The 24,797-nt window shown below is 50.9% G+C and carries 26 protein-coding genes and 1 riboswitch; of the genes, 6 read left to right on the forward strand and 20 right to left on the reverse strand.

The features are described from left to right. Nucleotides 1–303: 303 nt before the first annotated feature. On the forward strand, nt 304–489 hold the full coding sequence (locus tag HCN83_RS13930) for a hypothetical protein (protein WP_168008352.1): 186 nt from the start codon (nt 304–306) through the stop codon (nt 487–489). A gap of 50 nt (nt 490–539) precedes the next feature. Here the strand turns inward: HCN83_RS13930 and tenA are convergent, their stop codons facing one another. The 6 genes from tenA to HCN83_RS13960 all read right to left on the reverse strand — a co-directional run bounded on the left by tenA (nt 540) and on the right by HCN83_RS13960 (nt 5,143). Beyond that, nucleotides 540–1,235 carry a thiaminase II gene (gene tenA / locus HCN83_RS13935; protein WP_168008354.1) on the reverse strand — a complete coding sequence of 232 codons (696 nt, stop codon included), beginning with the start codon at nt 1,233–1,235 and terminating at the stop codon, nt 540–542. A gap of 135 nt (nt 1,236–1,370) precedes the next feature. Then, nucleotides 1,371–1,470, reverse strand: a riboswitch (TPP riboswitch). 48 nt (nt 1,471–1,518) lie between these two features. Beyond that, nucleotides 1,519–2,304, reverse strand: coding sequence for a hypothetical protein (locus HCN83_RS13940; protein WP_168008356.1), 786 nt, complete (start codon nt 2,302–2,304; stop codon nt 1,519–1,521). Further along, on the reverse strand, nt 2,304–2,999 hold the full coding sequence (locus tag HCN83_RS13945; RefSeq protein ID WP_168008358.1) for an ABC transporter ATP-binding protein: 696 nt from the start codon (nt 2,997–2,999) through the stop codon (nt 2,304–2,306). The genes HCN83_RS13940 and HCN83_RS13945 overlap by 1 nt, the downstream gene beginning before the upstream one ends. Beyond that, nucleotides 2,996–3,373, reverse strand: coding sequence for a GntR family transcriptional regulator (locus HCN83_RS13950; protein ID WP_168008360.1), 378 nt, complete (start codon nt 3,371–3,373; stop codon nt 2,996–2,998). Before HCN83_RS13950 ends, HCN83_RS13945 begins: the two co-directional genes overlap by 4 nt. A 22-nt stretch (nt 3,374–3,395) precedes the next feature. Further along, complete coding sequence (locus HCN83_RS13955) at nt 3,396–4,247, reverse strand: ABC transporter permease (RefSeq protein ID WP_168008362.1); 852 nt, start codon at nt 4,245–4,247, stop codon at nt 3,396–3,398. Beyond that, entirely contained in the window at nt 4,244–5,143 is a 900-nt protein-coding gene (locus HCN83_RS13960; protein ID WP_168008364.1) for an ABC transporter ATP-binding protein, read from the reverse strand. Before HCN83_RS13960 ends, HCN83_RS13955 begins: the two co-directional genes overlap by 4 nt. 153 nt (nt 5,144–5,296) lie before the next feature. Here HCN83_RS13960 and HCN83_RS13965 point away from each other — a divergent pair, with 153 nt between their 5' ends. Continuing rightward, the gene (locus HCN83_RS13965; RefSeq protein WP_168008366.1) at nt 5,297–5,635 is read left to right on the forward strand and encodes a PadR family transcriptional regulator; all 339 of its coding nucleotides are present in this window, start codon (nt 5,297–5,299) and stop codon (nt 5,633–5,635) included. Beyond that, nucleotides 5,632–6,162 (forward strand): DUF2812 domain-containing protein, encoded by a 531-nt coding sequence (locus HCN83_RS13970; RefSeq protein ID WP_168008368.1) that lies wholly within the window; start codon nt 5,632–5,634, stop codon nt 6,160–6,162. The genes HCN83_RS13965 and HCN83_RS13970 overlap by 4 nt, the downstream gene beginning before the upstream one ends. A 42-nt stretch (nt 6,163–6,204) precedes the next feature. Here HCN83_RS13970 and HCN83_RS13975 read toward each other — a convergent pair whose 3' ends face one another. The 4 genes from HCN83_RS13975 to HCN83_RS13990 are packed head-to-tail and all read right to left on the reverse strand — an operon-like array spanning nt 6,205 to nt 9,194. Further along, nucleotides 6,205–7,086, reverse strand: a complete 882-nt coding sequence (locus HCN83_RS13975) for a C40 family peptidase (protein WP_168008370.1) — start codon at nt 7,084–7,086, stop codon at nt 6,205–6,207. Then, nucleotides 7,083–8,183 (reverse strand): dipeptide epimerase, encoded by a 1,101-nt coding sequence (locus tag HCN83_RS13980; RefSeq protein ID WP_168008372.1) that lies wholly within the window; start codon nt 8,181–8,183, stop codon nt 7,083–7,085. The genes HCN83_RS13975 and HCN83_RS13980 overlap by 4 nt, the downstream gene beginning before the upstream one ends. Before the next feature lie 4 nt (nt 8,184–8,187). After that, on the reverse strand, nt 8,188–8,655 hold the full coding sequence (locus HCN83_RS13985; protein WP_168008374.1) for a GNAT family N-acetyltransferase: 468 nt from the start codon (nt 8,653–8,655) through the stop codon (nt 8,188–8,190). After that, nucleotides 8,625–9,194, reverse strand: a complete 570-nt coding sequence (locus tag HCN83_RS13990; protein WP_168008376.1) for a YdcF family protein — start codon at nt 9,192–9,194, stop codon at nt 8,625–8,627. The genes HCN83_RS13985 and HCN83_RS13990 overlap by 31 nt, the downstream gene beginning before the upstream one ends. Nucleotides 9,195–9,716: 522 nt before the next feature. Here HCN83_RS13990 and HCN83_RS13995 point away from each other — a divergent pair. After that, the gene (locus tag HCN83_RS13995; RefSeq protein WP_168008377.1) at nt 9,717–11,027 is read left to right on the forward strand and encodes a hypothetical protein; all 1,311 of its coding nucleotides are present in this window, start codon (nt 9,717–9,719) and stop codon (nt 11,025–11,027) included. A gap of 42 nt (nt 11,028–11,069) precedes the next feature. Here HCN83_RS13995 and HCN83_RS14000 read toward each other — a convergent pair whose 3' ends face one another. The 7 genes from HCN83_RS14000 to groES all read right to left on the reverse strand — a co-directional run bounded on the left by HCN83_RS14000 (nt 11,070) and on the right by groES (nt 20,776). Further along, the gene (locus HCN83_RS14000) at nt 11,070–13,082 is read right to left on the reverse strand and encodes a methyl-accepting chemotaxis protein (protein WP_168008379.1); all 2,013 of its coding nucleotides are present in this window, start codon (nt 13,080–13,082) and stop codon (nt 11,070–11,072) included. Between the two features lie 145 nt (nt 13,083–13,227). Next, nucleotides 13,228–14,910 (reverse strand): choline dehydrogenase, encoded by a 1,683-nt coding sequence (betA, locus tag HCN83_RS14005; RefSeq protein ID WP_168008381.1) that lies wholly within the window; start codon nt 14,908–14,910, stop codon nt 13,228–13,230. 48 nt (nt 14,911–14,958) lie between these two features. Beyond that, nucleotides 14,959–16,437, reverse strand: a complete 1,479-nt coding sequence (gene betB / locus HCN83_RS14010) for a betaine-aldehyde dehydrogenase (RefSeq protein WP_168008383.1) — start codon at nt 16,435–16,437, stop codon at nt 14,959–14,961. Between the two features lie 1,106 nt (nt 16,438–17,543). Continuing rightward, nucleotides 17,544–17,939: an HI0074 family nucleotidyltransferase substrate-binding subunit gene (locus HCN83_RS14015; RefSeq protein WP_168008385.1), complete on the reverse strand. Its 396-nt coding sequence runs from the start codon at nt 17,937–17,939 to the stop codon at nt 17,544–17,546. Further along, the gene (locus HCN83_RS14020) at nt 17,915–18,208 is read right to left on the reverse strand and encodes a nucleotidyltransferase family protein (protein ID WP_168008387.1); all 294 of its coding nucleotides are present in this window, start codon (nt 18,206–18,208) and stop codon (nt 17,915–17,917) included. Before HCN83_RS14020 ends, HCN83_RS14015 begins: the two co-directional genes overlap by 25 nt. 600 nt (nt 18,209–18,808) lie before the next feature. Beyond that, nucleotides 18,809–20,446, reverse strand: a complete 1,638-nt coding sequence (gene groL / locus HCN83_RS14025; protein ID WP_168008389.1) for a chaperonin GroEL — start codon at nt 20,444–20,446, stop codon at nt 18,809–18,811. Between the two features lie 45 nt (nt 20,447–20,491). After that, nucleotides 20,492–20,776, reverse strand: a complete 285-nt coding sequence (groES, locus tag HCN83_RS14030) for a co-chaperone GroES (protein WP_168008391.1) — start codon at nt 20,774–20,776, stop codon at nt 20,492–20,494. Between the two features lie 285 nt (nt 20,777–21,061). On the opposite strand from groES, the gene HCN83_RS14035 reads away from it, so the two are divergent. Together HCN83_RS14035 and HCN83_RS14040 are read left to right on the forward strand one after the other, a co-directional pair. Next, nucleotides 21,062–21,796 carry a CPBP family intramembrane glutamic endopeptidase gene (locus tag HCN83_RS14035; RefSeq protein ID WP_168008393.1) on the forward strand — a complete coding sequence of 245 codons (735 nt, stop codon included), beginning with the start codon at nt 21,062–21,064 and terminating at the stop codon, nt 21,794–21,796. Then, entirely contained in the window at nt 21,793–21,999 is a 207-nt protein-coding gene (locus HCN83_RS14040) for a DUF4305 domain-containing protein (protein ID WP_168008395.1), read from the forward strand. The genes HCN83_RS14035 and HCN83_RS14040 overlap by 4 nt, the downstream gene beginning before the upstream one ends. 88 nt (nt 22,000–22,087) lie before the next feature. Here the strand turns inward: HCN83_RS14040 and iadA are convergent, their stop codons facing one another. The 3 genes from iadA to HCN83_RS18645 are packed head-to-tail and all read right to left on the reverse strand — an operon-like array spanning nt 22,088 to nt 24,771. Then, nucleotides 22,088–23,254, reverse strand: coding sequence for a beta-aspartyl-peptidase (gene iadA, locus HCN83_RS14045; protein ID WP_168008397.1), 1,167 nt, complete (start codon nt 23,252–23,254; stop codon nt 22,088–22,090). A gap of 18 nt (nt 23,255–23,272) precedes the next feature. Beyond that, nucleotides 23,273–23,917, reverse strand: coding sequence for a hypothetical protein (locus tag HCN83_RS18640; protein ID WP_343033742.1), 645 nt, complete (start codon nt 23,915–23,917; stop codon nt 23,273–23,275). Beyond that, nucleotides 23,803–24,771, reverse strand: coding sequence for a hypothetical protein (locus HCN83_RS18645; protein ID WP_281351746.1), 969 nt, complete (start codon nt 24,769–24,771; stop codon nt 23,803–23,805). The genes HCN83_RS18640 and HCN83_RS18645 overlap by 115 nt, the downstream gene beginning before the upstream one ends. Nucleotides 24,772–24,797: the final 26 nt, after the last annotated feature.

The following is a 24,797-nucleotide window of genomic DNA, read 5'->3' on the forward strand; positions in this document are numbered from 1 at the left end:
AATAATATAAACGTGTGCCTATGTAAAAATTGTAAAAAAGGAGCGCATTTTCGCTTCATGCCTTGTCAGGAGTGGACCATGAGGCCCAGAAAAGCGGAAATGTGCCTATTTACTGTCGAACTCGAGTCATGGATAAAAACTCCTTCTCCAAAAATGATGCGAAAAAGAAAAACAGCGGCCAATAAGGCGCTGTTTTTGCACTCGCGTAAGTATTCTAACAGTGTAAATAATTCTGACAATACTCGCAAGACCTTTTTTCATCTTTTTTCTGGGCTATACTGGAATTAGAAACGGAGGCTTATCATGAACCTTGTTAAACCGCTGCTCTGGATTAACTTAATTGGCAGTCTCGGAGCTCTTCTCGTCTACGCCGTGACAGCTGACCGCTTCAACTACCGAGATGATTTTCTTATTCTCGTCGGCCTTTTTGCCGGCGTAAGCGCTCTTGGTCTGCTGCTGAGCCGAAGCCTGCCAAATGAAAAGCAATAATGAGCAAGGCACTGAATAAGAATCGTTTTTTCAGTGCCCTGTTCTGTCGTTTACAATGACGAGATGCTGCTTTGCAGTCGGACCGGCCATTCTTCCTGCTCATACGCCATCGTCCAGAATTGATGCTCAAGCTGGCTGCTCTTTAGAAAATGGGAGAGCATCAGCTCTTTTTCACGTTCTCCTGCCTGCTCTGCACAGGCATCGATTTTGGCCATGAATGTCTCTGTAATCGTGCCGACTTCATCGTTTCCGTAAAAGCTGATCCAGTCATAGAATGGGTGCTGCTTATCCGGATTAACCTCTGACTTCAGCTTGCGGCCGATTTCCCAGTAGGTCCACGGGCAAGGAGCGAGCGCAGCAAGCGTCTCCCCGAGGCTGCCGTTTATGGAGGCCTCCATCATATGGCGCGTATAGTGATGAGCCGTCGGTGCAAGCGGCGCTTTCTGTAAATCTTCATAACGGACGCCTGCGACTTCACAGAAGTTATTGTGCGGATGAATTTCCTCATTCAGAACGAAGCCGATCTGCTCCTGAAAAAACGTCATATCCTCTCTGGTTGTGCATTTGGAAACGGCGAGACCATAGATCCGGCAGAAGGTGGTCAAGTATTCATAATCCTGCATGACGTAGTGGATCAGCGCCTGTTTTGGGACATTCCCCTCTCCGATTCCTTTTACAAACGGGTGCTCAAAAATCGCGTTGAAAATAGGGTCTGCTTCCTGTCTCAGCTTTTCTGAAAATCGCATTGTATAGGCCCTCCTGATTATTCCGGCGTACCGGATGATTTGGACGAACACCCACTCTCCGGACACGAAAAAAGTGCTTCTCAGTCCGGAGAAAGAGAAGCACCTGAAAGCGTAAACGGTCTTCACGCGACCATTTCAGACACATTCCCACTTTCCTCCGCTGGTATCAACCAGATCAGGTTCAAAGGGTCCGGCGTAAGCCGTCTCAGCCTTTTGGGCTCCCCTAGTGGATATTCTGTTTTCACTGTATCAAAATTCCCAGCTGCTTACAACTGTTTCCTGGTTAGGCCTGAACAAAGCGGTCCACCAGCCACGAAAACAGGACGATAACAGCTGCGATTGCAAGCAGTTCGAACGCAATTTCTCCAGCGAATAAATAGATGCCTTCATCCACTTCCAGCTGAAAAGTCGCATTTCCCACAACAGCCTCTTGAAGCTGCGCCTCCGCATCAAACAGCTGCCCGTGCCGAAACATCGCTTCATAGACCGGCGTCTGCGTAAATCGCATAATTGCATACACAAACACACCCCAGACGGCGATACCGACTGCCCAGCCAAACGGCTTGATGATGCGCATCATCAAAATGGTGAACACCGCTCCTAATCCAAGCGTCACCCCAACCGACATCAGCAGGCCGATCAGCAGCGGGTACAGTGCCCACAACGCATCAAAAATAACAGCTATCCCGTTCTCTTCCACTTGCTGTGCATGTTCGCCAAAGAGGCTGAGTGTCCAAAAGCCGACGACCGTCAGCAGCACCACCGAAATCAGAAACTGTGTGAAGCCTACCGCGAGCTTCGAGGTGACAAGCTTCCAGCCTGATGCCGGGATATTCAGCCACGTCCACTGCGTTTTTCCTTTCCATTCTCCATGGAATGAAAGTGCCCAGACGAGAAACAGGAACACCGTATGAAGGCCAATACTTAAAAATCCAAGTAAAATACTGTAGCCGGAACCGTTAAACGCGAAGTAAATCATCGCGGCATACGCCAGCAGAAGAATGCCCATGATAACGGCGAATCGCGGAATGCTTTCCTGCCACTCTTTTTTCCATAGCGCTGTCCACATCAGACCGTCACCTCCCGCAGCACGTCTATCAGTGATTTCCGATTCTCTTCTTTCAGGTCTTCAACGTTCCGGTCAACGACGACACGGCCTTCGTGCACGATCAGAACATGATCGAGAAACGGCTCCAGCTCTTTCACTTCATGGCTCGTGATCAGGCACAGCTGACGGTCGACGTCCAGATGCGTCACAATCAGCCGGAGAATGTCTTCCCGCACTAGCGGGTCCATCCCGGAGAGTGGTTCATCCAGACAGAGCACAGGCGTTTTCCTAGCCATCGTCACTGCAAGTTTCAGCCGTGCTTTATTCCCGCGCGACAGCTCCTTTACTTTTTCAGATTCATGCAGCTTCATTTCCTTCAGCAGCGTCATGGCAAGCTCTTGGTCAAAGTCGGGATACACTCCTGCTGCAAATGAGACGGTGCCTTTAATCGTCATGTAATCGTAAAGCGAATCCTCCTCCGAGAGGTAAGCGGCGACTGCGCCGCTTTTTCGACCTGCTTGTTCACCATTCAGCTCGACTGATCCGCTGCTGGGACGGATCAATCCGCAAATCAGCTTTAAAAGCGTTGATTTGCCGCTCCCGTTCGGTCCGATGATACCGGTGATGCCGGCTTTCGGCAACTGAATTTCCAATTGGCTGAGCGCTTCTTTTCTTCCGTATTTTTTCGTCAGCTTGTGCAAATTCACCTCTGTCATGACGAACCTCCCTTTTCATCCCACGCATGCTGAAGCAGTCCGATTGCAGTATCTTTGTCAATACCGAGCTGCTCCATGCTGTATTTAAACCGATCTGCCTGAACCGCAGCCTGACTGCGGCGCAGTTCTTCGATCACCGGCTGTTCGGTGGTCACAAATGTTCCTTGTCCTCGCTTTGATTCCACGATGTTTTCACGCTCCAGCTCCATGTAGGTTCTTGAAACCGTATTTGGGTTGACCCCGGCCTCCGCTGCCAGCAGGCGGACCGACGGCAGCTTCTCGCCTGGTGTAAGATCGCCGCGGCAGATCCGCTGGCTGATGTGATCCATCAGCTGCTGATAAATCGGCTGGTAGTCATTGAATTCCATAGCCATTCCTTCACCTCTTTACTCCGTTCTAATCGAGCACGTCCTGTACGGTGAACCGCCAGAAGGAAACAGCGAGAAAAGCAGCTGCGTACAGCGCCATCACGAGACCGGAAACAGCAAGTGACACGTCCACTACCCCGGGAAAGCCCATAAAGCGTGATGCCAGATCCGTGTGTGAAAACAAAAATACGTTTGCAATGCTGTAATCCGCAATCAGCGTTGCGGCAGTGCTGCCGGTAAACAGCAGCACGAGCGGTACTCCAATTCCGAGAGCACTGCTTTTAAACACGGTGCCGATCATAAAGGCGATTGCAGCAAACAGCAGCAAATCCACAAACCAAAGGCTGTACATCGCAGCGATATAGCTGTACACTCCGTGTGCCGTCATTCCGTCCATTGCGGTCTGCACGACATATCCTTCCGGAAGATTCCATCCATAGAACAGCATACCTGATACGAACGAGGAAGCAAACAGCAAACCTGTCATGACGAGTCCGAAGAGGACAACCGCTCCGAGCTTTGACAGCAGAATCTGCCACCGGGAAGCGGGACGGATCAGCAATAGCTTAATCGTTCCCTTCGCATGTTCGCCAGCAGTGATGGTGGCTGCTGCGATGACGGTAAACATCGTGACGATGCTCATCAACGCTGCGTTCTCAATAACCGGCACGAGAATATGCTCCTCACCGGCGTAGGCGAGCCCCTCCGCTTCCGCATAAGCGGCTTCTGCCTCCTGCATGTCTACTGACTGCGGAGGTGGCTCCAGAATCACGGTAAACAGTGCAGATGTTGCAATCACAAACAGAACGAGCAGCGTTCCCATCACCCACGTTCCTTTTTTCTTAAACAGCTTCATACATTCATTTTGCAGCAGCTTCATCCTTCTTTCCCTCCCGTCATCGATAAAAACGTTTCTTCCAACGTGCCATTTTCTTCGGGATACAGTGCCTGAACCCGGACTCCCGCTTCTACAAGAGTCCGATTCAAATCGGGTACATCTGCCGAACCCGCTTCAATCAGCAGCCCATCTTTCGTTACAATCGTCTGCTCGCTTAATGCGTTGGCCGCCAACTCCATATCCTCTGTTTTCAACACAATTTGCTTGTCTGCATGCAGCAGTTCCTTAATCGTAGCGGTATGAATGATACGTCCGTTTTGCATCACAGCTGCCCGGTCACATAGCAGCTGCATTTCTGAAAGCAGGTGGCTGGACACAAGAATGCTGATGCCCTCTTTTTCAGCAAGTTCACGAAAATAACTTCGCATTTCACGAATGCCTGCCGGATCGAGTCCGTTCGTCGGTTCATCCAAAATAAGCAAACGCGGCTTATGGAGCAATGCCTGGGCAAGACCGAGCCGCTGCCGCATGCCCAGTGAATACGTCCCCGTTTTTTCTTTAAGCCTGTCTGCAATTCCCGCCTTCTCCGCTGCTTCTACTATATCGGGTATGGCAATGCCGCTTTGCATTCTTGCATAGTGTTTCAGATTGTCCCAGCCGCTTAAATGATCATACAGCTCCGGATTTTCCACGACAGCTCCGACACCTGATAACGCCTCCCGTTTTTGCTGCTTTAAGTCTGCCCCATTAATATGAACGGTTCCTTTTGTCGGACGAATTAAGCCACAAAGCATCCGAATCGTCGTTGTTTTCCCTGCACCATTTGGTCCAAGCAGACCAAATACCTCTCCTTTTCTGATCGATACGTCTACATTTTCGACGAGCGTACTTCGTTTGATTCGTTTTGTCAGTCCAACTGCCTCCAGCACAATGTCCATTGCTGCTCCTCCTTTTTTGTTCTAGTGTATTAACTACATAGTACACTAATTCTTTATGACATGTAAAGCACCAAAAAATAAGTTGCATTTATATCATTTAATGATACAATCACATTATGATATATCATTAAATGATATAAAGGAGGGATTTAGTTGGCAAGAAAAGACTCGCTTGAGAGCGGAACGCTGACAGATGCGGCTTTTTATATTCTGCTTTCCCTGCAGACAGAGCAGCACGGGTATCTCATTATGCAGCAGGTGGAAGACTGGACCGGTGGAGAAATGAAGATTGGACCGGCTTCCTTATATACGACGTTAAAAAAACTCACAGATGCCGAAGTGATCGAAACAGCTGGCGGCAGCGGAAAGCGAAAAGCTTACCGTATTACGGCAAAAGGGCAGACGATGCTCGAAGAGGAAATAGAAAGGCGGCGCCGCATGGTTCAGCTGGCGGAGGATGTTCTGACGAAACGAGAGGAGCGTGCAGAATGAAGCATAAGTATGTGATGAATCGAGGGTTAGCATTTTCTGAAGAAAAGGATTTACGAAAACTGTCGGATTTAGCTGCGGCAGGCTGGAAATTTGAAGGATTCGCCATGTTCGGCTTTTTTTACAAACTGCGTCAGGCAGAACCGGAAGCTGTGCAGTACAGCATTCATCATGAACAGCAGCCGGATTCGTCTTATTGGAGTTTATTTTCTGAATCAGGCTGGATGCACGTCGTTTCCACGGGAGATATGCACGTCTTTGAAGCAGCTCCGGAAGCCGTGCCGATGTACACGGACGTTTCCACCATCCACGAGAATTATTTGTCGCTGCAGAAGCAGTTTGGCCGCTGGTCGCTCTGGACGCTGCTGCCGCTGATCCTTCTGCTGGTTCTGACGAACATGACCCACCCGGTCTGGCTCACACCGATCCTGACTGTCTTGCTCATCATGAGCGTCACAGCTTTCGTTTTCTCGTTTATGCCGTTTCTTGCTTACTTACGGAAAACAAAAAAGCTCAATAGAGAGCTTTGATCAATAGAAAGAGACCGCTCCGGTTGAAGCGGTCTCTTTCTATCATGTGATGACACGTTTTATTGAGCAGTAGTCTTTCATGTGCCGGGCCCGTTCAAGATCGACGAGCTCAATGCCGTTGCCGGCGCTTGGTGCATGCAGCATTTGGTTGCCGCCGTAATAAAAACCGACGTGATACACGTTTCCTGTACCCCCATCCTTCGCGAAAAAGAGCAGGTCGCCCGGCTGTTTGTCCTGGAATGCCACTGGTTCTCCTTCTTTTTCCTGATCGGATGCGTCACGGGAAACCTCAATGCCCCAGGCACGCAGCACTGTGTAAACGAGACCGGAACAGTCGAAGCCGAAGCCGCTCATGCCGCCCCACAGGTAAGGAAGTTCGAGAAACGGAAGTCCGCTGCGTACGATTTCCTCGCCGTTCCCTTCCGACTCAGCAGGGCCTGCTGATTTTGCAGGAAGCTCCAGCTTTCCGTGCGGTGTGTCCACGAGAATAGCTGAACCAGAGGTACCAGTCTGATGGAAACGAGTCTGCCAGCTGACTTCCATGAAGGCTTCCCCGTCTTTATACAGCCACGCAGTCGCAGTTGACACAGCGGTATCCCGAGCGCCGTCGTTTTCTGCCTGCTGAAGCTGCCTGAGCGGCATCCAGCCGGGATAGCCCTGCTCCGCTTTGCGAGAGGACTGATGCGGAACGTACACCTTCGCCCACTCCCCTTTTATTTCTTCCACTTCCACCGTGTCGTTATAGAGCACTTGTGTCTGAATGATGTTGTCTTTTGTCAACTGCTCTCTTGCCTCTTTCGTTGACAATCCATTCAGCCAGCTGCGTACGTCCATCGGCTCCTGAAGTGCCTCTTCATCCTCGATGCGCGGTTTGTCCGGACTCGTCCAGACCGTCGCCACCGGAACAATCACTCGATATGTCATACGTTTGGCACTCCTTTCTCTGCCGGAACCGGATTGATTCCAAGCCCCGGGTCTTCCTGAAGGTACATGGCCGCGCCTTCATAGTGAAGGCCGCCTGTCCACTTATCTTCTTTCATTAATAGCGGCGCATCAAAATCATAATGGGTGATCACCCGGCTCGAGCCGGCGAAATGAGCAGCTGCCGAGATGCCCAGTCGTGATTCAATCATACTGCCGACCATGCACGGAACACGGTATGCGTCTGCCAGCGTACAGATTTTTTGGGCCATGTAGATGCCGCCAGCTTTCATCAGCTTAATGTTGATCATATCGGCACATCGTCCCTCGAGCACGCGGCGAGCGTCTTCTACGGAGAACACGCTCTCATCTGCCATGACCGGGATCGACACGGCATCCGTCACCTGCTTCAGTCCGTGCAGATCTTCACGGTGCACCGGCTGCTCAATCAGCTCGACGGGCAGTCCTCTGCGGCTCATTTCCTGAATCGCTTCAATCGCTTCCTTCGGCTTCCAGCCTTGATTGGCGTCCAGCCTCAGCAGGACTCCTTCTCCTGCAGCGTCTGCCACCGCCTGCACGCGTTCCAAGTCTTTCTTGATTGTGTCGGTTCCGACTTTTATTTTCAATATACGAAAGCCTGACCGGCGAAATAAGCCGGCATCCTCTGCCATTTCAGCCGGCTCGTTTACGCTGACCGTATAATCGGTTTCCAGCTCGTTAGTCCATCCTCCCAGATATTGATAAAGAGGGAGTCCGCTCAGCCTTGCAAGTACATCGTGAATCGCCATGTCGACAGCGGCCTTCGCGCTTGTATTGCCAATCAGGCAGCGATGGAGCCGTTGAAACAGATGCTCTTTGTCTTTTATGGAGAGGCCTTGAAGGGCTGGACGAATCACAGTATTTACTGCTGTTTCAATGCTTTCCAGTGTCTCACCTGTAATAGCTGCGGTCGGAGGCGCTTCTCCAACGCCGGTCAGGCCCGTATCAGTTTCAAGGCGGATGAGAACTGCTTCTGCTTCATGGAGCGTGCGAAGTGCCGTTTTAAAAGGTTTTTTTAGTGGATTGGTGAGTCTTGACGTTGTGATGGATGTGATATACAAGCTATTACTCCTCCCGTTCCTTCAGCTGTTTCGTCATAACAATATGCGGAATACCGTCTTCCATAAACACGTCCGATACCGTTTCATAGCCGAGTTTTTGATAAAATCCTTCCGCGTGTGTCTGACCGTGAAGTTTGACTGCCTGAAGACCTTGCGAGACTGCTTCCTGTTCCAGTGCCTTGATGACCGCCTGACCGATTCCGCGGCCGCGGCAGTCCGGAAGCATGCAGATCCGCTCCAGTTTGCCGTATGTATCGGAGCGCCTCATTCTGCCCGTTCCCGCAGCCTCTCCGTCTGCCTCTGCCAGCACATGCACACAGTCTGAGGTCAGCGTATCGTGCTCATCAAATTCATCCTCTGGCGGCACATGCTGTTCGTCAATAAATACGCGTCGACGAATGGAAAACGCCCGTTCAAGGTCTTGCTCTGATTGAATCACGCTCACTTTTGTGGTTTTGTTCCTGCTGTCCATCTGCTCACCTCCTGTTTAAAATAACGGCCGATTTTTTCGACTTCAAGCATCGTCCGCTCGATTCCTGCTTCTGAATGCATCCAGTTTGATGCCGTCACACCGTTCCTGTCCGGAACGGAAACGATGAAACATTCCGTATCAGCCGGGAAGCGCGCCTGAAACGTGAGCAGCACCCGCCTCGCGTGGCTCGCCTTCGCCGGAATTAACAGCCTTCTATAAGGTATGCCCTTCTCGTCGGCTGCCTTTTTTGCAAATACTGCATTTTCAAACGTATTCAGCGCTTTATCTTCTTTGATAAGGGCGTCATCAGGTACACCAAGCTGCCGTAACTCTCTTGATAAAAACGTCCATTCGCTCTCCTGCATGTTAGCCGGCTGTCCGCCAGTAACCAGAATCCGCGCTGCAAATCCGTTTCGAAACAGCTCGGCTGCCTTCCGCGCGAGCGGCAGGTGATCCGAACCGGGTATCACAATCATGTCAGCCTCTTCCGGTGGATGATCAACGTATATAAAATCCGTGATGCAATCGTATGGATTCATCTGCTTCCTTCCTTTCACTCGTTAACACTTCTGCATGATCACCGTTTTTCCTGCCCGAATAAGAGAAGGTTCTTGTGTTTTCGTATTACGGGAGGATGAGAAAATTCCGGCAAACGCACTCATGGTCAGGAAGCTCGTTTATTCAGATTCCTGTCCGACCTGTTTTCCTTTCAAACAAACTAGACAAATACATACGGAACACACAGAGCGATTCTGCTCATCAGCGCTTTCATCCGCCAGCCACCAATGAAACATTGGACAGCCATGCAGCACTCTATGAGAACAACTGCGCTACGCTTGTTCATTTTACAGTAAATCCCTTTTCCTTGCCAAATTTGGTTGTTTATCCTGTGGCGCCTCTTCCCCATACGGCTCGTTCCTGTATGGAAAGTCGTTCAACTCCTTTTGCGCGAAAAGCCCTGTGATATCCTTTTGACCTATGATTAAATCCGCAGGAAGAAGGGTATATACGGTAGTTAGAACATGCATATACAACGTCACATGATGAAGGAGGTTTTTTCGTTGCAGCAGGAAGAAGAAAAAGAAAAATACCAGGATAGCCAGGAAGAGGAGAAAACATCCGAAGAACGGGAAGAGGAAGAAGAGGAATCGATGCCGGACAGCGAGTCTGACGATGACTCTAAAAAGGAGTTGATCGTCGGCATTGTACCGGCTCCGGAAGCTGCTTCTGACTTATCCAATAAGCTTTCCAACGATTTATCCAACTTACTTCAGGATTACGTGGACGATGCGTACACGTGGAAGGTGGAAGTCGTCGTCGATTCCTACGTCGGCATTGAAGAAGACGCTGACAAAACGATGCAGCACGCCCAGCGGATCGCGAAGCAGAAAGAGTGGGATTATACGGTCGCTATTACGGACATTCCACTTTTTAAAGACAACGAATTTCTCGTTGCAGAGGTTGACGATTCTGAAGCGATCGCTCAAATTTCATTTCCAGCCCTTGGGATTGCCCCGCTTTACAAACGCGTGCGCTCCTCGACTCTTCAGCTGATCAGTGAAATGCATCACGGCACATCGGACGACGTCCGGGACAACGAGCAGAAGCGGATCGACGATCTTCCTAAAGCGAAGCGAAGGGAGCTTCACAGCCTCAATTCCAGGGAGCTGATTAAGCGCGGTCCTCAGAAAAAGCTTTTGCCGATCAGTCGTGTCGTCACCGATGATAATGAGGATACAGCCGTGCGCTACTGCGCGCGTCCTAAAGGAAACGGTTATTTCAGAGTTACGACCGGCATGGTACGCGCCAACCATCCGTGGCAGGTGATCAGTACGTTTAAAAGCGTTGTCGCCATCGCGTTTGCAACCGGGGCCTATGCCCTCATCTTTCCGACCGTGTGGATGCTGGCTGACCACTATACATTAACGCGAGCCATCACGCTGATGGTGATATCGTACTGTGCGATGACCTCCTGGATCATTCTGGCACACGGACTCTGGGAGAAAAAGAGCGACTCTCCGGATCAACGATCGCTCATTAAGCTTCACAACTATTCGACCCTGTTTACGATCGGATTAGGTGTTGCAGTTTATTACTTTATTCTGCTTGCCTGTTTCCTGATTGCCGTCTTTCTATTCATTCCGCCCGATCTGCTGGAGTCGGAAGATGGTATCGGCCGCGAAGCCGGCTTCGGGTACTACGTCTATCTGTCGTGGCTCGTAACAAGTCTCGCAACGGTGATCGGTGCGATCGGTGCCGGTCTCGAAGACGAAGAGACGGTGCTGAAAGGAACGTACGGGTACCGGCAGCGCAAGCGGAAGGAATACCTCCAGGAGCAGGAAAAAGAAAAAGAGAAAAAAGAAGAAGACTAAAAACAGGCGCCTGTGACCAAACTCATCACGGGCGCCTGTTTTTTATGCTTTAAACTGTTCGATCTGCTGCTTCAGCTGTTCGCTCGCCTGCTGCAGATCCTCAGCTGAAAACGCGACGGTTTTCAGCGCCTGGAGCTGCTCGTCGGCCGAAGCGCTCACTTCTTCAGAAGCAGCTGCACTCTCTTCCACCACCGACGCAATGTGGGAGATCGCGCCGACGACCTCTTCTTTATTCCGTTCAATTCCTGTGATGCCATCGTTCATTTGCGCGACGAGCATGCTCATCTGCTCATTGCGTTCGGCAATGGTCGCAAAGGAGGCGACGGTCGTCTCTGTAATCGTAAACTGCTCTCCGGAAAGTTTACGGACGCTGCCCATTTCCCCCGCTGCTGTTTCTGTCTGCTCCTGAATCTCTTCCATGGAGCGCCGAATATGGCCTGTAGCACTGGACGTCTCTTCAGCGAGCTTTCGTACCTCCTCTGCAACGACGGCGAAGCCGCGCCCGTGTTCACCGGCTCTCGCTGCTTCAATCGATGCGTTTAAAGCAAGCAGGTTTGTCTGTTCGGAGATCGAGGTGATCGTATTGACGATCGAGGAGATTTCCCCCATACGGCTGCTCAGCTCCCGCACCGTATCTTCTACGCGGCTGATCATCGCATCCGTCTGCTTTGCCTTGTGCTGCAGTTCGTTCGTCTGTTCACTGCCTGTTTTATTGGTCTCCTGCACCTCTCTCGCCTGCCGGTTTAACGAAGCAGTGATCGATGCAAGTGCTGTCAGCTGACCAGATAAGTCCGTTGTTTTTTGTGAGGACTGCTCGGCAGAGGCCGCCGCGTTCGTAGCTCCATCTGCGACATCCTGAATCGCCCGGGAAATCTCTTCACTTGACGCCATCGTTTCTTCTGAAACAGCACTGAGCTGTTCCACCGCGTCTGCTGAGGTATTTACCGACTGCTTAACTGAATCGACGAGCGAGCGTAAGTTTGCAACCATGACGTTAAAGCTTTTTGTCAGCTCGCCGGTTTCATCACGCGATTCAACCGTCAGCTGGCGGGACAAATCGCCCTCTGCGACATGTTTTACTTCCTCATTTAAAGCCCGGATCGGCTTCGTGATGCGTCCTGCCAGCACAGCCATCGCCGCTCCTGTGAGCAGAAGCAGGATACCAGCTGTGATCGCGATGTTTCGCAGCAGCGCATTCAGCCCGGCATATACTTCTGCTTCCGGCAGCACGAGTCCAAGCGTCCAGCCCGTAGCATCGAGCGGCACGTGAGAGACGACTGCATCCCCATCCGCAAACGTGACGGATCGTGTGCCGCTTTCGCCGAACTGGTCGCTTAAGGCTGCAAGCGCGGGATCGTTCTCCAGCGTCTCGGCATTCGGATGGGCAAGGAACGTGCCGGTTCCATCTACGAGAAACGCCCAGCCGCTCTCGCCGACTTCCAACGTTTCTGCCATCTGCTGAATGTTAGCCGCATCCATGTCGCTCGAGATAACACCTTCCAGCTGACCGGTCCCGCTGTAAAACGGTGTGCTCGTCGTAACGAGAACCGTGTCGAGCGCTTCATCGTAATAGGGCTCGGTCCAGGCTGCTTCCCCTGCTTCCACCCCTGCCTCGTACCAGTCGTGGGACGGGTAGTCGTATTCTGCCGACTCATATTCATCCGTAAACACGACATTGTCGCCGTCTTCGTAGCTGTAAGGACCGAAATACTCCGTATCTGCGTCATAGGCGAATGGCTCAAACCAGACGCCGATGCCGAATGTGGCGTCGTTCAGCTGCACGAGCCGTTCCTGCAGAGCTGCGTAATCTGCCTGACTGAACGCCGATCCCTCTGTTCCGACCGTTTCTGCCAGCGTTTCACCGATGCGCTGATGCTCGGCAAGTTCACGGTTCATTCCCTGTGCCGTTTCCCCTGCCTGCCGCGCGAGTCTCTCTTCAATTTGATTCTCTATTTCTCCTTTAGCAAAGCTGTAGCTAAGCCCTGTGATCAACAGGACGACAACCACCATGATGGGTATAAAGCTGAGCAGCTTTGTGCGAATCGATAGCTTCATATACTTCTTCCTCTCTTCCAATAGTCTCTCTTTATATCGGAAGGGAGAACAGAAACTTCACCTATTCACATCTATTTTCATAGTATATTTTAACTATTTACCCATAAAAAAGAGAAGGCACCGAGGCCTTCTCTTTACGAAACAATTATTCTACTGTTCCAGCATCTTCCGGGTGAATCCCGTGCTGGTAGTAGTCCATTTCAACTGGATCAAGCGGCTTTTTGCCCTGGATCAGATCTGCTGCTTTTTCAGCCAGCATCAAAACAGGTGCGTGAATGTTGCCGTTTGTTACGTATGGCATTGCAGACGCATCTGCTACGCGGACGTTTTCCAGACCGTGCACGCGCATAGACTGTGGATCGACAACAGCCATCGGGTCAGACTCCGGCCCCATTTTTGCTGTGCAGGACGGGTGCAGCGCTGTTTCAGCATCTTCCCGAACCCAGTCGAGAATTTCTTCTTCTGTCTGCACAGAAGGTCCTGGCGAAATTTCGCCGCCGTTGTACTTTTTCATGGCCGGCTGGGACATAATGTGGCGGGTGATGCGAATCGCTTCTACCCACTCACGGCGGTCCTGGTCAGTCGACAGGTAGTTGTATACCATGCTTGGATGCTCTTTCGGATCCTTGGAACGAATCTTAAGAGATCCGCGCGCATCGGAATACATCGGTCCAATGTGCACCTGGAAACCGTGCTTTGTCTTTGCCTTCTCCCCGTCGTAGCGGACCGCTACCGGCAGGAAGTGGAACATCAAGTTCGGATAATCGACGATATCGTTGGAGCGGACAAATCCGCCGCCTTCAAAGTGGTTCGTCGCTGCCGGACCTTTACGGCCGAGCATCCACTGAAGGCCGATGAACGGCATTTTCAGCTTGTTCAGGTTCGGCTGCTCAGATACCGGCTCCGGGCACGTGTGCTGCACGTACACTTCGAGGTGATCCTGCAGGTTTTCACCGACGCCCGGCAGATCGATCACCGGCTTGATTCCTAATGAGCGGAGGTGCTCAGCGTTACCGACACCGGAGAGCTGAAGCAGCTGCGGCGTGTTGATCGCACCGCCGGCAAGGACAACCTCGCCCGCTTCGACTTGATGGATTTTACCGTTGCGCTTATACGTGAGCCCTTTCGCACGCTTGCCTTCAAAGTCGATGCTTTGAACGAATGCGCGCGTCATGACCGTCAGGTTCTCACGGTCCATGACCGGATGCAGATAGGCACGGGACGCAGACATACGCTGTCCCTTGTATACGTGCTTATCAAACGGTCCGAAACCTTCCTGACGGAAACCGTTCACGTCAGCCGTTTTGTTGTACCCTGCTTCGACACCTGCATTAAAGAAGGCCTGGAAGAGCGGGTTCGTTGCCGGTCCACGCTCCAGCTTGATCGGACCGTCATGGCCGCGCATCTCATCATCTTTTGGAGAAGCGAGTGCATTCTCCAGACGCTTAAAGTAAGGCAGCACGTGAGCGAAGTTCCACGTATCCATGCCTTCATCTGCGCCCCAGCGCTCATAGTCCTTCGGGTTGCCGCGCTGGTAAATCATGCCGTTAATCGAACTTGATCCGCCTAGTACTTTTCCGCGCGCATGCTTGATGCGGCGTCCGTTCATATGCGGCTCCGGCTCTGATTCGTACTTCCAGTCATACAGGCTCTTTCCTGCCGGGAACGGCAGAGCCGCCGGCATTTGAATCAGCAGATCCCAGTTATAGTCGCTGCGTCCCGCTTCCAGTACGAGAACACTTTTCTTTCCATCTTCACTGAGACGGTTGCCGAGTACAGACCCGGCACTTCCGCCCCCTACAATGACATAATCGTAACGTTCACTCATGATCGATTCCTCCTTGATGTTCCAATCTGTGTGCCTAAGCGGCTGTAATTAAAACCAGTGAAGCGGCTCCGGCTTCAGGTTTTGGAAAATATGCTTTGTTTCCGTATATTCTTCAATTCCGAGTCTTCCTAGCTCGCGGCCGATGCCGGACTGCTTGTAGCCGCCCCACGGCGCGTGCGGGAAGTACAGGTTAAATTCGTTGATCCAGACGGTGCCCATGCGCATCTTAGCCGCACAACGCTCTGCCTTCACCGTATCCTGTGTGAATACGCCGCCGGCAAGTCCGTAAATGGAGTCATTCGCTAGCTTTACTGCTTCCTGCTCAGACGTAAATGTTTCGACCGTGATGATCGGACCGAACGCTTCCTCCTGCACGATGTTCATATCGGTCGTGCAGCCGGTAAAAATGGTCGGCAGGTAGAAGAAGCCGTTCTGAAGCTCCGGATCTTCCGGGCGTCCGCCGCCGACAGCGATCGTAGCGCCTTCTTTCCTGCCGGTTTCAACGTACTTTTCTACTTTCGCCAGATGCTCCGCTGAAATGAGCGGCCCCATCTGCGTATCCTCATCAAAACCGCTGCCGATGCGGAATTTCTTCACGCGTTCAACGAGAGCCTCCACGAATGCATCGTGAATGCTTTCCTCTACGATCAGACGAGTTCCTGCTGAGCAGATCTGACCGGCATGGAAAAAGACGCCGTTTAACGCCTGGTCCACTGCCAAGTCAAAGTCAGCATCCGCGAAAATCACGTTCGGGTTTTTCCCGCCAAGCTCAAGCGCCAGCTTCTTCACGTTGCCGCTTGCTGCCTGCATGATTTTTTTACCCGTTTCAATTCCGCCGGTAAAGGAAATCAAATCAACATCGTTGCTTGTGGAAAGCTCGTTTCCGACAGTAGCGCCTGCACCTAAGACGAGGTTTGCGACACCTTTTGGTACGCCGGCTTCTTCCATGAGCGCAAACGTCTTGATCGTTGTGAGCGGTGTAATCTCACTAGGCTTCATGATAAGCGTGTTGCCTGTTGCAAGTGCCGGCGCCAGCTTCCAGGACGCCTGCAGCAGAGGATAGTTCCACGGTGTAATCTGACCGCAGACACCGACCGGCTCGTGAACGACCTTGCTGACAGAGTTCGGCACCGGAGAATCAATCAGCTCTCCGCCGTTCTTATCCGCAAGCTCTGCGTAGTAGCGGAACACGCCGGCGATATCGTCCATGTCGCCGCGGCTCTCGTCCATTGTTTTGCCGGTATCAAGGGATTCGAGGTAAGCAAGCTCCTCTTTGTCCCGCTCGATCAGCTCCGCGATACGTCGCACGATCGCTCCGCGCTCCGTCGCCGGTGTCTCCGGCCATTCCCCGTTATCAAACGCTTCACGTGCTGCGGCGATCGCCTCTTTCGTGTCTGTTTCATCTGCTTCCGGGACCGTTGCAATCACTTCCTGATTGTACGGATTGATGATATCGCGCGTCTCGCCGGACTTCGCGTCCACCCATTCCCCATTAATGTAATTTTTCAGTGTTAGATTGACATCCATTATGATCAACTCCAGTTCTTGAAGTGAATTAAGTTTGTTAAGAATTTATTTAACGTTTTTAACGATAACACGTGAATCCCCCCTTGTCAAAAGAAATCTGGACGTTTTTTAATAGGAGAGGAATAAAAAAAGACCTTATCCTGTGGGATAACGTCTGAGAGTGTCGGCAAAGTCGGTTTAAGTGAATCACGTTGCATCTGCCTGTATCTGCGGGCACTCGCTTTCCGGAGGGAACGGGCTCGGCTTTCGCCTCGTTCTGATCCTCCTGAGAAGGCGATCTTCGCTTCGAAAAGTCAGGTTGGAAAAGAACGAGCTAGCCTTACCTTCTTTAAACATCAAGGAGCTGCATTAAGGTAAGTTCTCGCCAAGCTGAAAATAGAAGGGATCCATTTATCGAACATGCTTATTTATTTGTAAAGTCGATGCTGTTTACAGTTTACTTTATAGCTTTCAGTGACAACAACTGTATTGACGCTACACGGTAAATAAGATGGCATAGGAGGTTTCATTTATTGGCCTTCATCAGTTTGTCAGATTTATCCTTTACGCTTCAGTTTGGTATTGAATCTTGCTTCAGTTCATTACCTCGTTTGTTTGCGTCCGGTTTCCTTCAACTCACGGGCCACCCCGGACGCCTTTTTCGTTCGCTAAAGATTCCCATTATCAAGTGCGCCATGTCCTTACACCTTCAAGCTGCCAGACGCTACGGGCACAGCAAGATTGCTTCATTGAACAATCTCTCTGCAAATTCCTATTAGCGCTATGAATAGACGAGACACGCTCTTATCTGAACAGCTGCTACCAGCACACTTCTCTGATTTCGTAATCATCTGATGAATCCGTGTCTCCGGTGATGCAGGTAAAACATTCTTTTCCTGCGAATGCACTGCCAAGCGCCCATATAGTGCTGCCACATGTGCTGCATGTTTCACCATTCTTTTTACTCTTAACCGCTTCTTTAAGAGCTTTTCTGATAGATTCTGGATTACTGTGCGGATTCGATTGGCTATGTTTCTTGATATACGATTCCATCGAGATAGGCTTCATTTGGTGATATACTCCTTTCTCTATCAGCAGTCGTTCTGCTTGATTGAACTGGTTACATTTCATTTAACATGGCGCTTCATACGGTCGGTCCAAGTTCTGAGAAGCTGATAATAGCGAGGGAGGTTTTGCTTAATTTTGAATGCCACCTCTTCGTTGTACGTATGAACCGTCAGATTACGGTCGTTTACCATTTCCAGTGCTTGAACAGTTTCTTCATCATTGAACAGATGAACCTCTCTGCTGCTGCGAATCACACCTTTAGGCGACCCGACGTCTATTCCTTCTACATCATATAAATATTGCTTCGCAGCTTTCCAAGTTGCTTCAAACGTAAATTCAAAACGTTGAATAGCAGCATCTCTTTCAATTTCACTAAGTGTATCCAGTAGCGCCAGCTGTTCGAAAGAGTTCAGTGCTTTTTCAGCTGATGCTAGTCGCTGATGTAATCTTTCCAAATAATTCCCTCCTTCTTCACGCGTTCTCTGAACACTGCATTAGCAGTATGCAAGTCTACAACGTCTACTTTATACGGAATAGCTGATTCTTCGATTTCGTCAAGTAAGCTGTTCCATACGGCAGGTGAAATGGGACCAACTGATTCCACGGCGATGTCAATGTCCGAACTATGCTTTTCCTGCTTACGAGCCCAGGAGCCGAACAGATAAACGCGCACATTTTCTTCGCTCAGTTGATTCTCTATAATAGAGCGGAGTAATGTCATCATCTCCTTCTTATTGGCAGCTTCCGTTCCCATACAATTCCACCCTCTTTTTTCACACAGTATAGCATATTAGCCTTTTACTATAATGAATTGGGAACTGATTTACCAATTAACACCATGTTGTAACAAACCCTCTTTCAACAGACGGCACGACAGCTTTTAAAAGTAAGAATACTAAGATTGAAGTGGAACTTACTTCTGTACATAGATCAGTATGCTTTCTAGTATAATCAACCATTAAGATAAAAATGAATGCATCTCTGCTGTGAAGATCACTATCTTCTTAATAGTGGATTGATGTGAAACCCTGAACAGCGGGCGGGCCGTGCCAATACTTTTTTTACTTTGACATAAACGTTCTCCATAACTACCTTAACACTTTACCGGTATTAGCTGAATTTGTTGATTAAAGACTCACTTTCGAAGATACATTCGCTTTTAATGTATGTTACAAAACTCCTCTGTGATCTAGCTTTCAATTTCCACTCGAGCTAACCCGCCATTACTCTTAACCAGATAACCGAGTTTACAACTGCTTTTTCTATAAAAAAAGGCAGAAAGGAACGAATTCCTTTCTGCCTCTTTATATAAGGGGGGCTGGGCTTACATCATGCCGCCCATTCCACCCATGCCGCCCATGTCAGGCATGCCGCCACCGCCGGCGTTGTCCTCTTCAGGCAGTTCTGCTACGACTGCTTCTGTTGTGAGGAACATCGCGGATACGGATGCTGCGTTCTGAAGGGCAGAGCGTGTTACTTTTGTTGGGTCTACGATACCTTGCTCGACCATGTCGACGTACTCGCCAGTTGCGGCGTTGTAGCCGATGCCGACGCTTTCACCTTTGAGGCGCTCTACGATGATAGAGCCTTCCAGGCCGGCGTTTTCAGCGATCTGGCGTACTGGCTCTTCCAGCGCACGGTACACGATGTTGGCACCAGTTGCTTCGTCACCTTCGAGGTTGAGCGTCTTCAGTGCTGTCAGCACGTTTACGAGCGCTGTACCACCACCTGCAACGATGCCTTCTTCTACTGCTGCACGCGTAGAGTTGAGGGCGTCCTCGATGCGGAGCTTCTTCTCTTTCATTTCTGTTTCTGTAGCTGCACCGACTTTGACGACTGCTACACCGCCTGCAAGCTTAGCCAGACGCTCCTGCAGCTTTTCGCGATCGAAGTCAGATGTTGTTTCTTCGATCTGGGACTTGATCTGGTTGACGCGGTCTGCAATCTTCGCAGAGTCGCCGGCACCTTCCACGATCGTCGTGTTGTCTTTTGTGACAACAACTTTAGATGCGCGGCCAAGCTGTGTGATCTGCGCAGACTTCAGGTCGAGACCGAGGTCTTCTGTGATCACTTCGCCGCCTGTGAGCGTCGCGATGTCATCGAGCATAGACTTACGGCGGTCACCGAAGCCAGGTGCTTTTACTGCTACTGCGTTGAACGTGCCGCGCAGCTTGTTCACAACGAGTGTTGCGAGCGCTTCGCCTTCTACGTCTTCTGCAATGATGAGGATCGGCTTGCTCTGCTGTACAACCTGCTCGAGCACAGGAAGCACTTCCTGAATGTTGCCGATCTTCTTATCCGTAATAAGGATGTACGGATCTTCCAGAACGGCTTCCATCTTGTCAGAGTCCGTTACCATGTAAGGAGAAGCGTAGCCGCGGTCGAACTGCATTCCTTCTACGACTTCAAGCTCTGTCGAAAAGCCTTTGGATTCTTCAACTGTGATAACGCCGTCGTTTCCAACGCGTTCCATTGCTTCTGCAATCAGTTCACCGACAGTGTCGTCTGCAGAAGAAATTGCTGCTACCTGGGAGATAGACTCGCGGCCTTCAATCGGCTTAGAGATTTTCCTCAGCTCGTCAAGCGCAGCCTGAGTCGCTTTTTCAATTCCGCGGCGGATAACCATCGGGTTCGCACCGGAAGTGACGTTTTTCAGTCCTTCTTTGATCATAGCCTGTGCAAGAACAGTCGCTGTTGTTGTACCGTCACCAGCGATGTCATTCGTCTTAGAAGCTACTTCGGATACGAGCTGGGCACCCATGTTCTCGAAGTTGTCTTCCAGTTCGATTTCCTTCGCAATTGTCACACCGTCGTTCGTGATAAGCGGGTTGCCGAACTTCTTCTCCAGAACAACGTTGCGTCCTTTAGGTCCAAGCGTTACTTTTACTGTATCTGCAAGACGGTCTACCCCGCGCATCATTGCGCGGCGTGCATCTTCACTGTGCTTAATTTCTTTTGCCATGCTGAATCAACCTCCATACGTAGATTTAGTGTAAACGGGAATTCCTTATTCGATGATCGCCAGTACATCGCTTTCGCGAAGAATCAGAAGCTCGCGACCTTCATACTTCACTTCTGTTCCGGAGTACTTGGAGAACAGAATTTTCTGGTCTTCTTTGATCTCAAGCGCTACGCGCTCTCCGCTTTCTGTGAGACGGCCGGTACCAATTGCTACGACCTTCCCTTCCTGCGGCTTTTCTTTTGCAGAGTCCGGCAGTACGATTCCGCTTGCCGTCTTTTCCTCCTGCTGTACGAGTTCAATTACGATACGATCTCCTAATGGCTTTAACAAGGAAAACACCCTCCTTTAATATTTGGGCATGCCAGGCATGCTTTTTCACGTTAAGTAGTGTTATTAGCACTCGGATAATTTGAGTGCTAACACAATTCCTATAATAATCAACCTCAGAAAAATTTGCAACCCTTTCGGCTGATTTTTTTAGGCTTTGTAACCGCACACACCTTCCTACTATGCCCGTTCACAGAAACGTTAAAACGTAAGAAAGGCGGTGCCATCGTTCGTATGCTACAATGGATTTTAGACTTGTGACTTTACTATAAAAGGGGAGACGTTCGTTTGAATAAACACTATTGGCTCATTATTGTAGCCTTTATTCTCATGCAGCTTTCCCCGGTCGTTATCGCGCCTTTGTTAATCGCGCTTGGGTTTGGTGGGTCGATGGAACAGCTGTCCGGCCAGTCGATTTCGGTCGGGTTTACGATTGGTTTCTTCATTATTGTCTGGCTCGCGCTCCGTGCGAAGCCGAATCCGAAGCTTCAGGATGGTAAAGCAGACATTCCGCAGACGATTCTCTGGTCAATCGGCGGTATTTTCCTCGCTTTTTTCGCCCAGTATGCTGCAGCTTTAATTGAGACGTTTGCGTTCGGCATTGAGCCGGGATCCGAGAACACGGACATGATTGTCGGCATGGCCAACGCCGCGCCGTTCGTCATCTTCGTCGTTGCCGTATTAGGACCGGTTATAGAAGAAATCGTTTTCCGTATGGTGATCTTTGGTGCGTTGTACAAACGCTTCGGCTTTTGGATCGCAGCGCTCGGAAGCGGCTTTTTGTTCGCGGTGATTCATCTCGACTTTGAGCACCTGCTCGTCTACCTGGCAATGGGCGTTGTGTTTGCATGGCTTTATGTGAAGACGAAGCGGATCATCGTACCGATCATTGCGCACGTTGGGATCAACTCCTTCGTGATGCTCGTTCAGGTCATTTTTGGCGAACAGCTTCAGGATTTGATGGAGCAGATGGAGGAAATGGAGCAGTCTATTCAATTGATTGTTAGAGGCTGGCTGCTATGATCGGATCGCTTCGCTTCAACGGGTATCTGTTCGTCTTTCTCGGTACTGTATTCGTGCTCATGGCGATTCAAAGCACGAACCGGACCGGAGGCATGGATGCACTGACCATTATTCTGATCGCGTTTGCCGCATTTGATTATGTTCTCGCCTTTAAATTTCTAGGCGCTTCTGCCAGAGAACGGCGCGAGAACGGATCGAAATAGAAAGAGCCAGCCGCATTGCCGGCTGGCTCTTTTCTCATATATGGATTCATCTGTGACTGCCCTTCTGCTGGTCCGTCACATTTCCTCCTTATTCAAATGTACCTTTCACAAGCACTTTTCTCTCCTGCATCATGATGCGTCCGCGGGCAAGCACTGTTTCGGGCTCCCAGTCTTCATTCATCAGCAGCATATCTGCATCTCGTCCAACTTCAATCCGGCCCTTATCCCGCAGCTTGAGCACACTGGCCGGATTTTCTGTGACCGTGCGGATGGCCTGCTCCGGCGCTACTCCTTCGGTAACTATCGCTTCTGTAAGCGCGCGCTGCAGGCTGCCGACATCTGCAACCGTAAGCCCGGTCAGCTCTCCTGCTTCGTTGAATTCCGGGAGGCTTCCCTGACCGTCTGACGTCATCGTGATTTTCCGATCATCGGTGCCTGCCTCCAGCGCTCGGCGCAGCGCTTTCGGAGCGTTCACTTCCCCGTCATCCAGAAACTGCGGAATCGTACTAGTCGTAAAGTCGATTACGCCGCCTCGTTCAGCAAATGCAAGCCCTGCCTGAAACAGCTTTTCGGTCCGGTTAACGTGCGTCGGGCAAAAGCTCGTGATTGGCAGATCCGTTGAATCAACGACCGCAAGCAGTGGATCCAGCCTGCTTTCTCCGCCGCCGATATGGACGTTAACGATACCTGCTTTCCCAGACAGCATGCCTCCAATCCGGGCCTGGGAAGCTACTTTTGCGAGCTCGTCCGTCGTCGGCTGCGACGAGCGGTGGTCGCTGATTGCGACTTCACCGACGCCGATAATCCGGTCGATCAGCATCATGTCATCTTCAATTTTGCCGGTGATGGTCCTCACCGGAACATGATAGTTTCCGACGTGGCAGTAGCAGCTGATGCCCTCGGTTTCCAAGGCACGTGCTTTTGCGATCAGCTCCGCCATCGTTCTTGTTGCTCCGTCGGTTCCGATGACGCCGACAATCATTGTGATCCCGGCTTTCACCGCGTCAGACAGCTTCAGCTCCGGCGTGCGCGTATGATAGCCGCCTTCTCCGCCGCCGCCGATGATATGAACGTGGCTGTCGATCAGCCCTGGAATAAGCGCTTGTCCTTTTGCTTCGATAACGGCCGTTTCCCCTGCCGACGGTGCTTCCAGTGAATCGGCGATTGCGGCAATTTTTCCTGCAGCAACGAGCACGTCTTTCTCCCCGAGCGGCTCCGGCGCATACACCGAAGCCCCCTTAATTAGCGTGAACATGCAATCCCTCCGTATCTGTTATGAAAAGTTGATTAAGACTGCGGCGATGACAAAGGCCAGCGCGAGTCCGAACATGAGGAGCTGGAATTTGAAAATAAACCGGAACCATGTTCCCCAGCCGATCCGTGCTGCACCGAGCGTTCCCATGAGCGCAGCGGACGTTGGCACGATCATGTTCTTCAGTCCGTCACCGAGCTGAAAGCCGAGGACAGCGACCTGGCGCGTCACGCCTGCGATGTCCGCAAGTGGTGCAATAAGCGGCATCGTGAGCGCCGCCTGGCCGGATCCGGATACGACAAAGAAGTTGATCACTGACTGAAAGACAAGTATGAATGACGCAGACAGCACTTCCGGCATATCATCGACGAGTCCTCCCGCTGCGTACAGCACCGTATTCAGAACAGATGCCGCAGCCGGATCATCGCCGCCTAAGATGATGACGATCCCTTTAGCCATCCCGACGACAAGCGCTGCCGGCAGCAGCTGCTGCGCACCTTCGCCAAAGCTCTCTGCTACATCGTTGATCGTCATATCATTCAGCTTGAAAATCACGCCAATCGCACCTGCGACAAGGCCGATCGTGAAAAACTGCGTGGCAATTTCCGGAATATAATATGCGTCCCGTACGACCCCCAGATAATCCAGCCAATCCCTAGCGCTAATGTAATCACGACAAGTGAATCTCCAACGGTGAACTTGCCGTTAATATCCTGGACGTTATTGTGCTTTTTGAAATAGGCGTTCGCATCCGGTGAATACGATTTGGACGGATCACGCCTTACTTTGGAAGCGTACCACATCGTGTAGGCAATGCCGACACCGGTGAACACAGCCCACATGAGCATGCGAAACGGCGTTCCAGAAAGCACCGGCACGTCCGAAACTCCCTGGGCAATAGCGACACCAAACGGATTCATCCACGACGTAGCAAAACCGATCTGGGTTGCCACGTAGGTGATCATCACGCCGGTGATTGCATCATAGCCGAGTGCGATGACGAGCGGAACGAGAATAATCGCAAACGCAATCGCCTCTTCCCCCATGCCAAACACCGCGCCGCCCAGTGAGAAAAAGAAAAACATGACGGGAATGAGCAGCGCTTCCTTCCCTTTCGTTTTATCAATCACTGCCAAAATGCCCTGGTCAATGGCTTTCGTGCGCATAATAATGCCAAAGGCACCGCCGATGATGAGAATAAAGGCGACGACTCCGACAGCCGAGCCCCATCTATCCCCGGAAACGAGTCCTTCGAACATGTAATTTAAAAATCCGGCGCCGCCAAACGGTTCAAATAAGCTGACTCCTTCGCGGGCAGGCTCTCCTGCTTCATCGGTTTCGTATTCAAACGTATCCGGAATGAGCACGGTACGCGTGTCTTCCTGCCCTGCATTGTCATATGTAACCTCTTCTGTTTCAAACATCCCCATCGGAATCAAGTACGTCATCAGTGCTGCCAGAACGACAACCCCGAAAATAATGACAAACGTATGGGGCATTTGAATTCCTTTCTTCGGCATCTTTCCCACTCCTTTCAAGACTGGTT

Source organism: Alkalicoccus luteus (assembly GCF_012034335.1).
Lineage (GTDB): Bacteria > Bacillota > Bacilli > Bacillales > Salisediminibacteriaceae > Alkalicoccus > Alkalicoccus luteus_A.

Bases quoted from the DNA above. Each gene is read 5' to 3' on its own strand.
- HCN83_RS13990 (WP_168008376.1), bottom strand. From the start codon at position 9,194: ATGAATCCATACGATTGCATCACGGATTTTATATACGTTGATCATCCA.
- tenA (WP_168008354.1), bottom strand. From the start codon at position 1,235: ATGCGATTTTCAGAAAAGCTGAGACAGGAAGCAGACCCTATTTTCAAC.
- HCN83_RS13940 (WP_168008356.1), bottom strand. From the start codon at position 2,304: ATGTGGACAGCGCTATGGAAAAAAGAGTGGCAGGAAAGCATTCCGCGA.
- HCN83_RS13950 (WP_168008360.1), bottom strand. From the start codon at position 3,373: ATGGCTATGGAATTCAATGACTACCAGCCGATTTATCAGCAGCTGATG.
- groL (WP_168008389.1), bottom strand. From the start codon at position 20,446: ATGGCAAAAGAAATTAAGCACAGTGAAGATGCACGCCGCGCAATGATG.
- HCN83_RS13955 (WP_168008362.1), bottom strand. From the start codon at position 4,247: ATGAAGCTGCTGCAAAATGAATGTATGAAGCTGTTTAAGAAAAAAGGA.
- betB (WP_168008383.1), bottom strand. From the start codon at position 16,437: ATGGATGTCAATCTAACACTGAAAAATTACATTAATGGGGAATGGGTG.
- HCN83_RS13985 (WP_168008374.1), bottom strand. From the start codon at position 8,655: ATGGACAGCAGGAACAAAACCACAAAAGTGAGCGTGATTCAATCAGAG.
- HCN83_RS13960 (WP_168008364.1), bottom strand. From the start codon at position 5,143: ATGGACATTGTGCTGGAGGCAGTTGGACTGACAAAACGAATCAAACGA.
- HCN83_RS14000 (WP_168008379.1), bottom strand. From the start codon at position 13,082: ATGAAGCTATCGATTCGCACAAAGCTGCTCAGCTTTATACCCATCATG.
- HCN83_RS13970 (WP_168008368.1), top strand. From the start codon at position 5,632: ATGAAGCATAAGTATGTGATGAATCGAGGGTTAGCATTTTCTGAAGAA.
- HCN83_RS13975 (WP_168008370.1), bottom strand. From the start codon at position 7,086: ATGACATATCGAGTGATTGTTCCGGTGGCGACGGTCTGGACGAGTCCG.
- iadA (WP_168008397.1), bottom strand. From the start codon at position 23,254: ATGTTCACGCTAATTAAGGGGGCTTCGGTGTATGCGCCGGAGCCGCTC.
- HCN83_RS14040 (WP_168008395.1), top strand. From the start codon at position 21,793: ATGATCGGATCGCTTCGCTTCAACGGGTATCTGTTCGTCTTTCTCGGT.
- HCN83_RS18645 (WP_281351746.1), bottom strand. From the start codon at position 24,771: ATGCCGAAGAAAGGAATTCAAATGCCCCATACGTTTGTCATTATTTTC.
- HCN83_RS13930 (WP_168008352.1), top strand. From the start codon at position 304: ATGAACCTTGTTAAACCGCTGCTCTGGATTAACTTAATTGGCAGTCTC.
- HCN83_RS13945 (WP_168008358.1), bottom strand. From the start codon at position 2,999: ATGACAGAGGTGAATTTGCACAAGCTGACGAAAAAATACGGAAGAAAA.
- HCN83_RS14020 (WP_168008387.1), bottom strand. From the start codon at position 18,208: ATGATGACATTACTCCGCTCTATTATAGAGAATCAACTGAGCGAAGAA.
- betA (WP_168008381.1), bottom strand. From the start codon at position 14,910: ATGAGTGAACGTTACGATTATGTCATTGTAGGGGGCGGAAGTGCCGGG.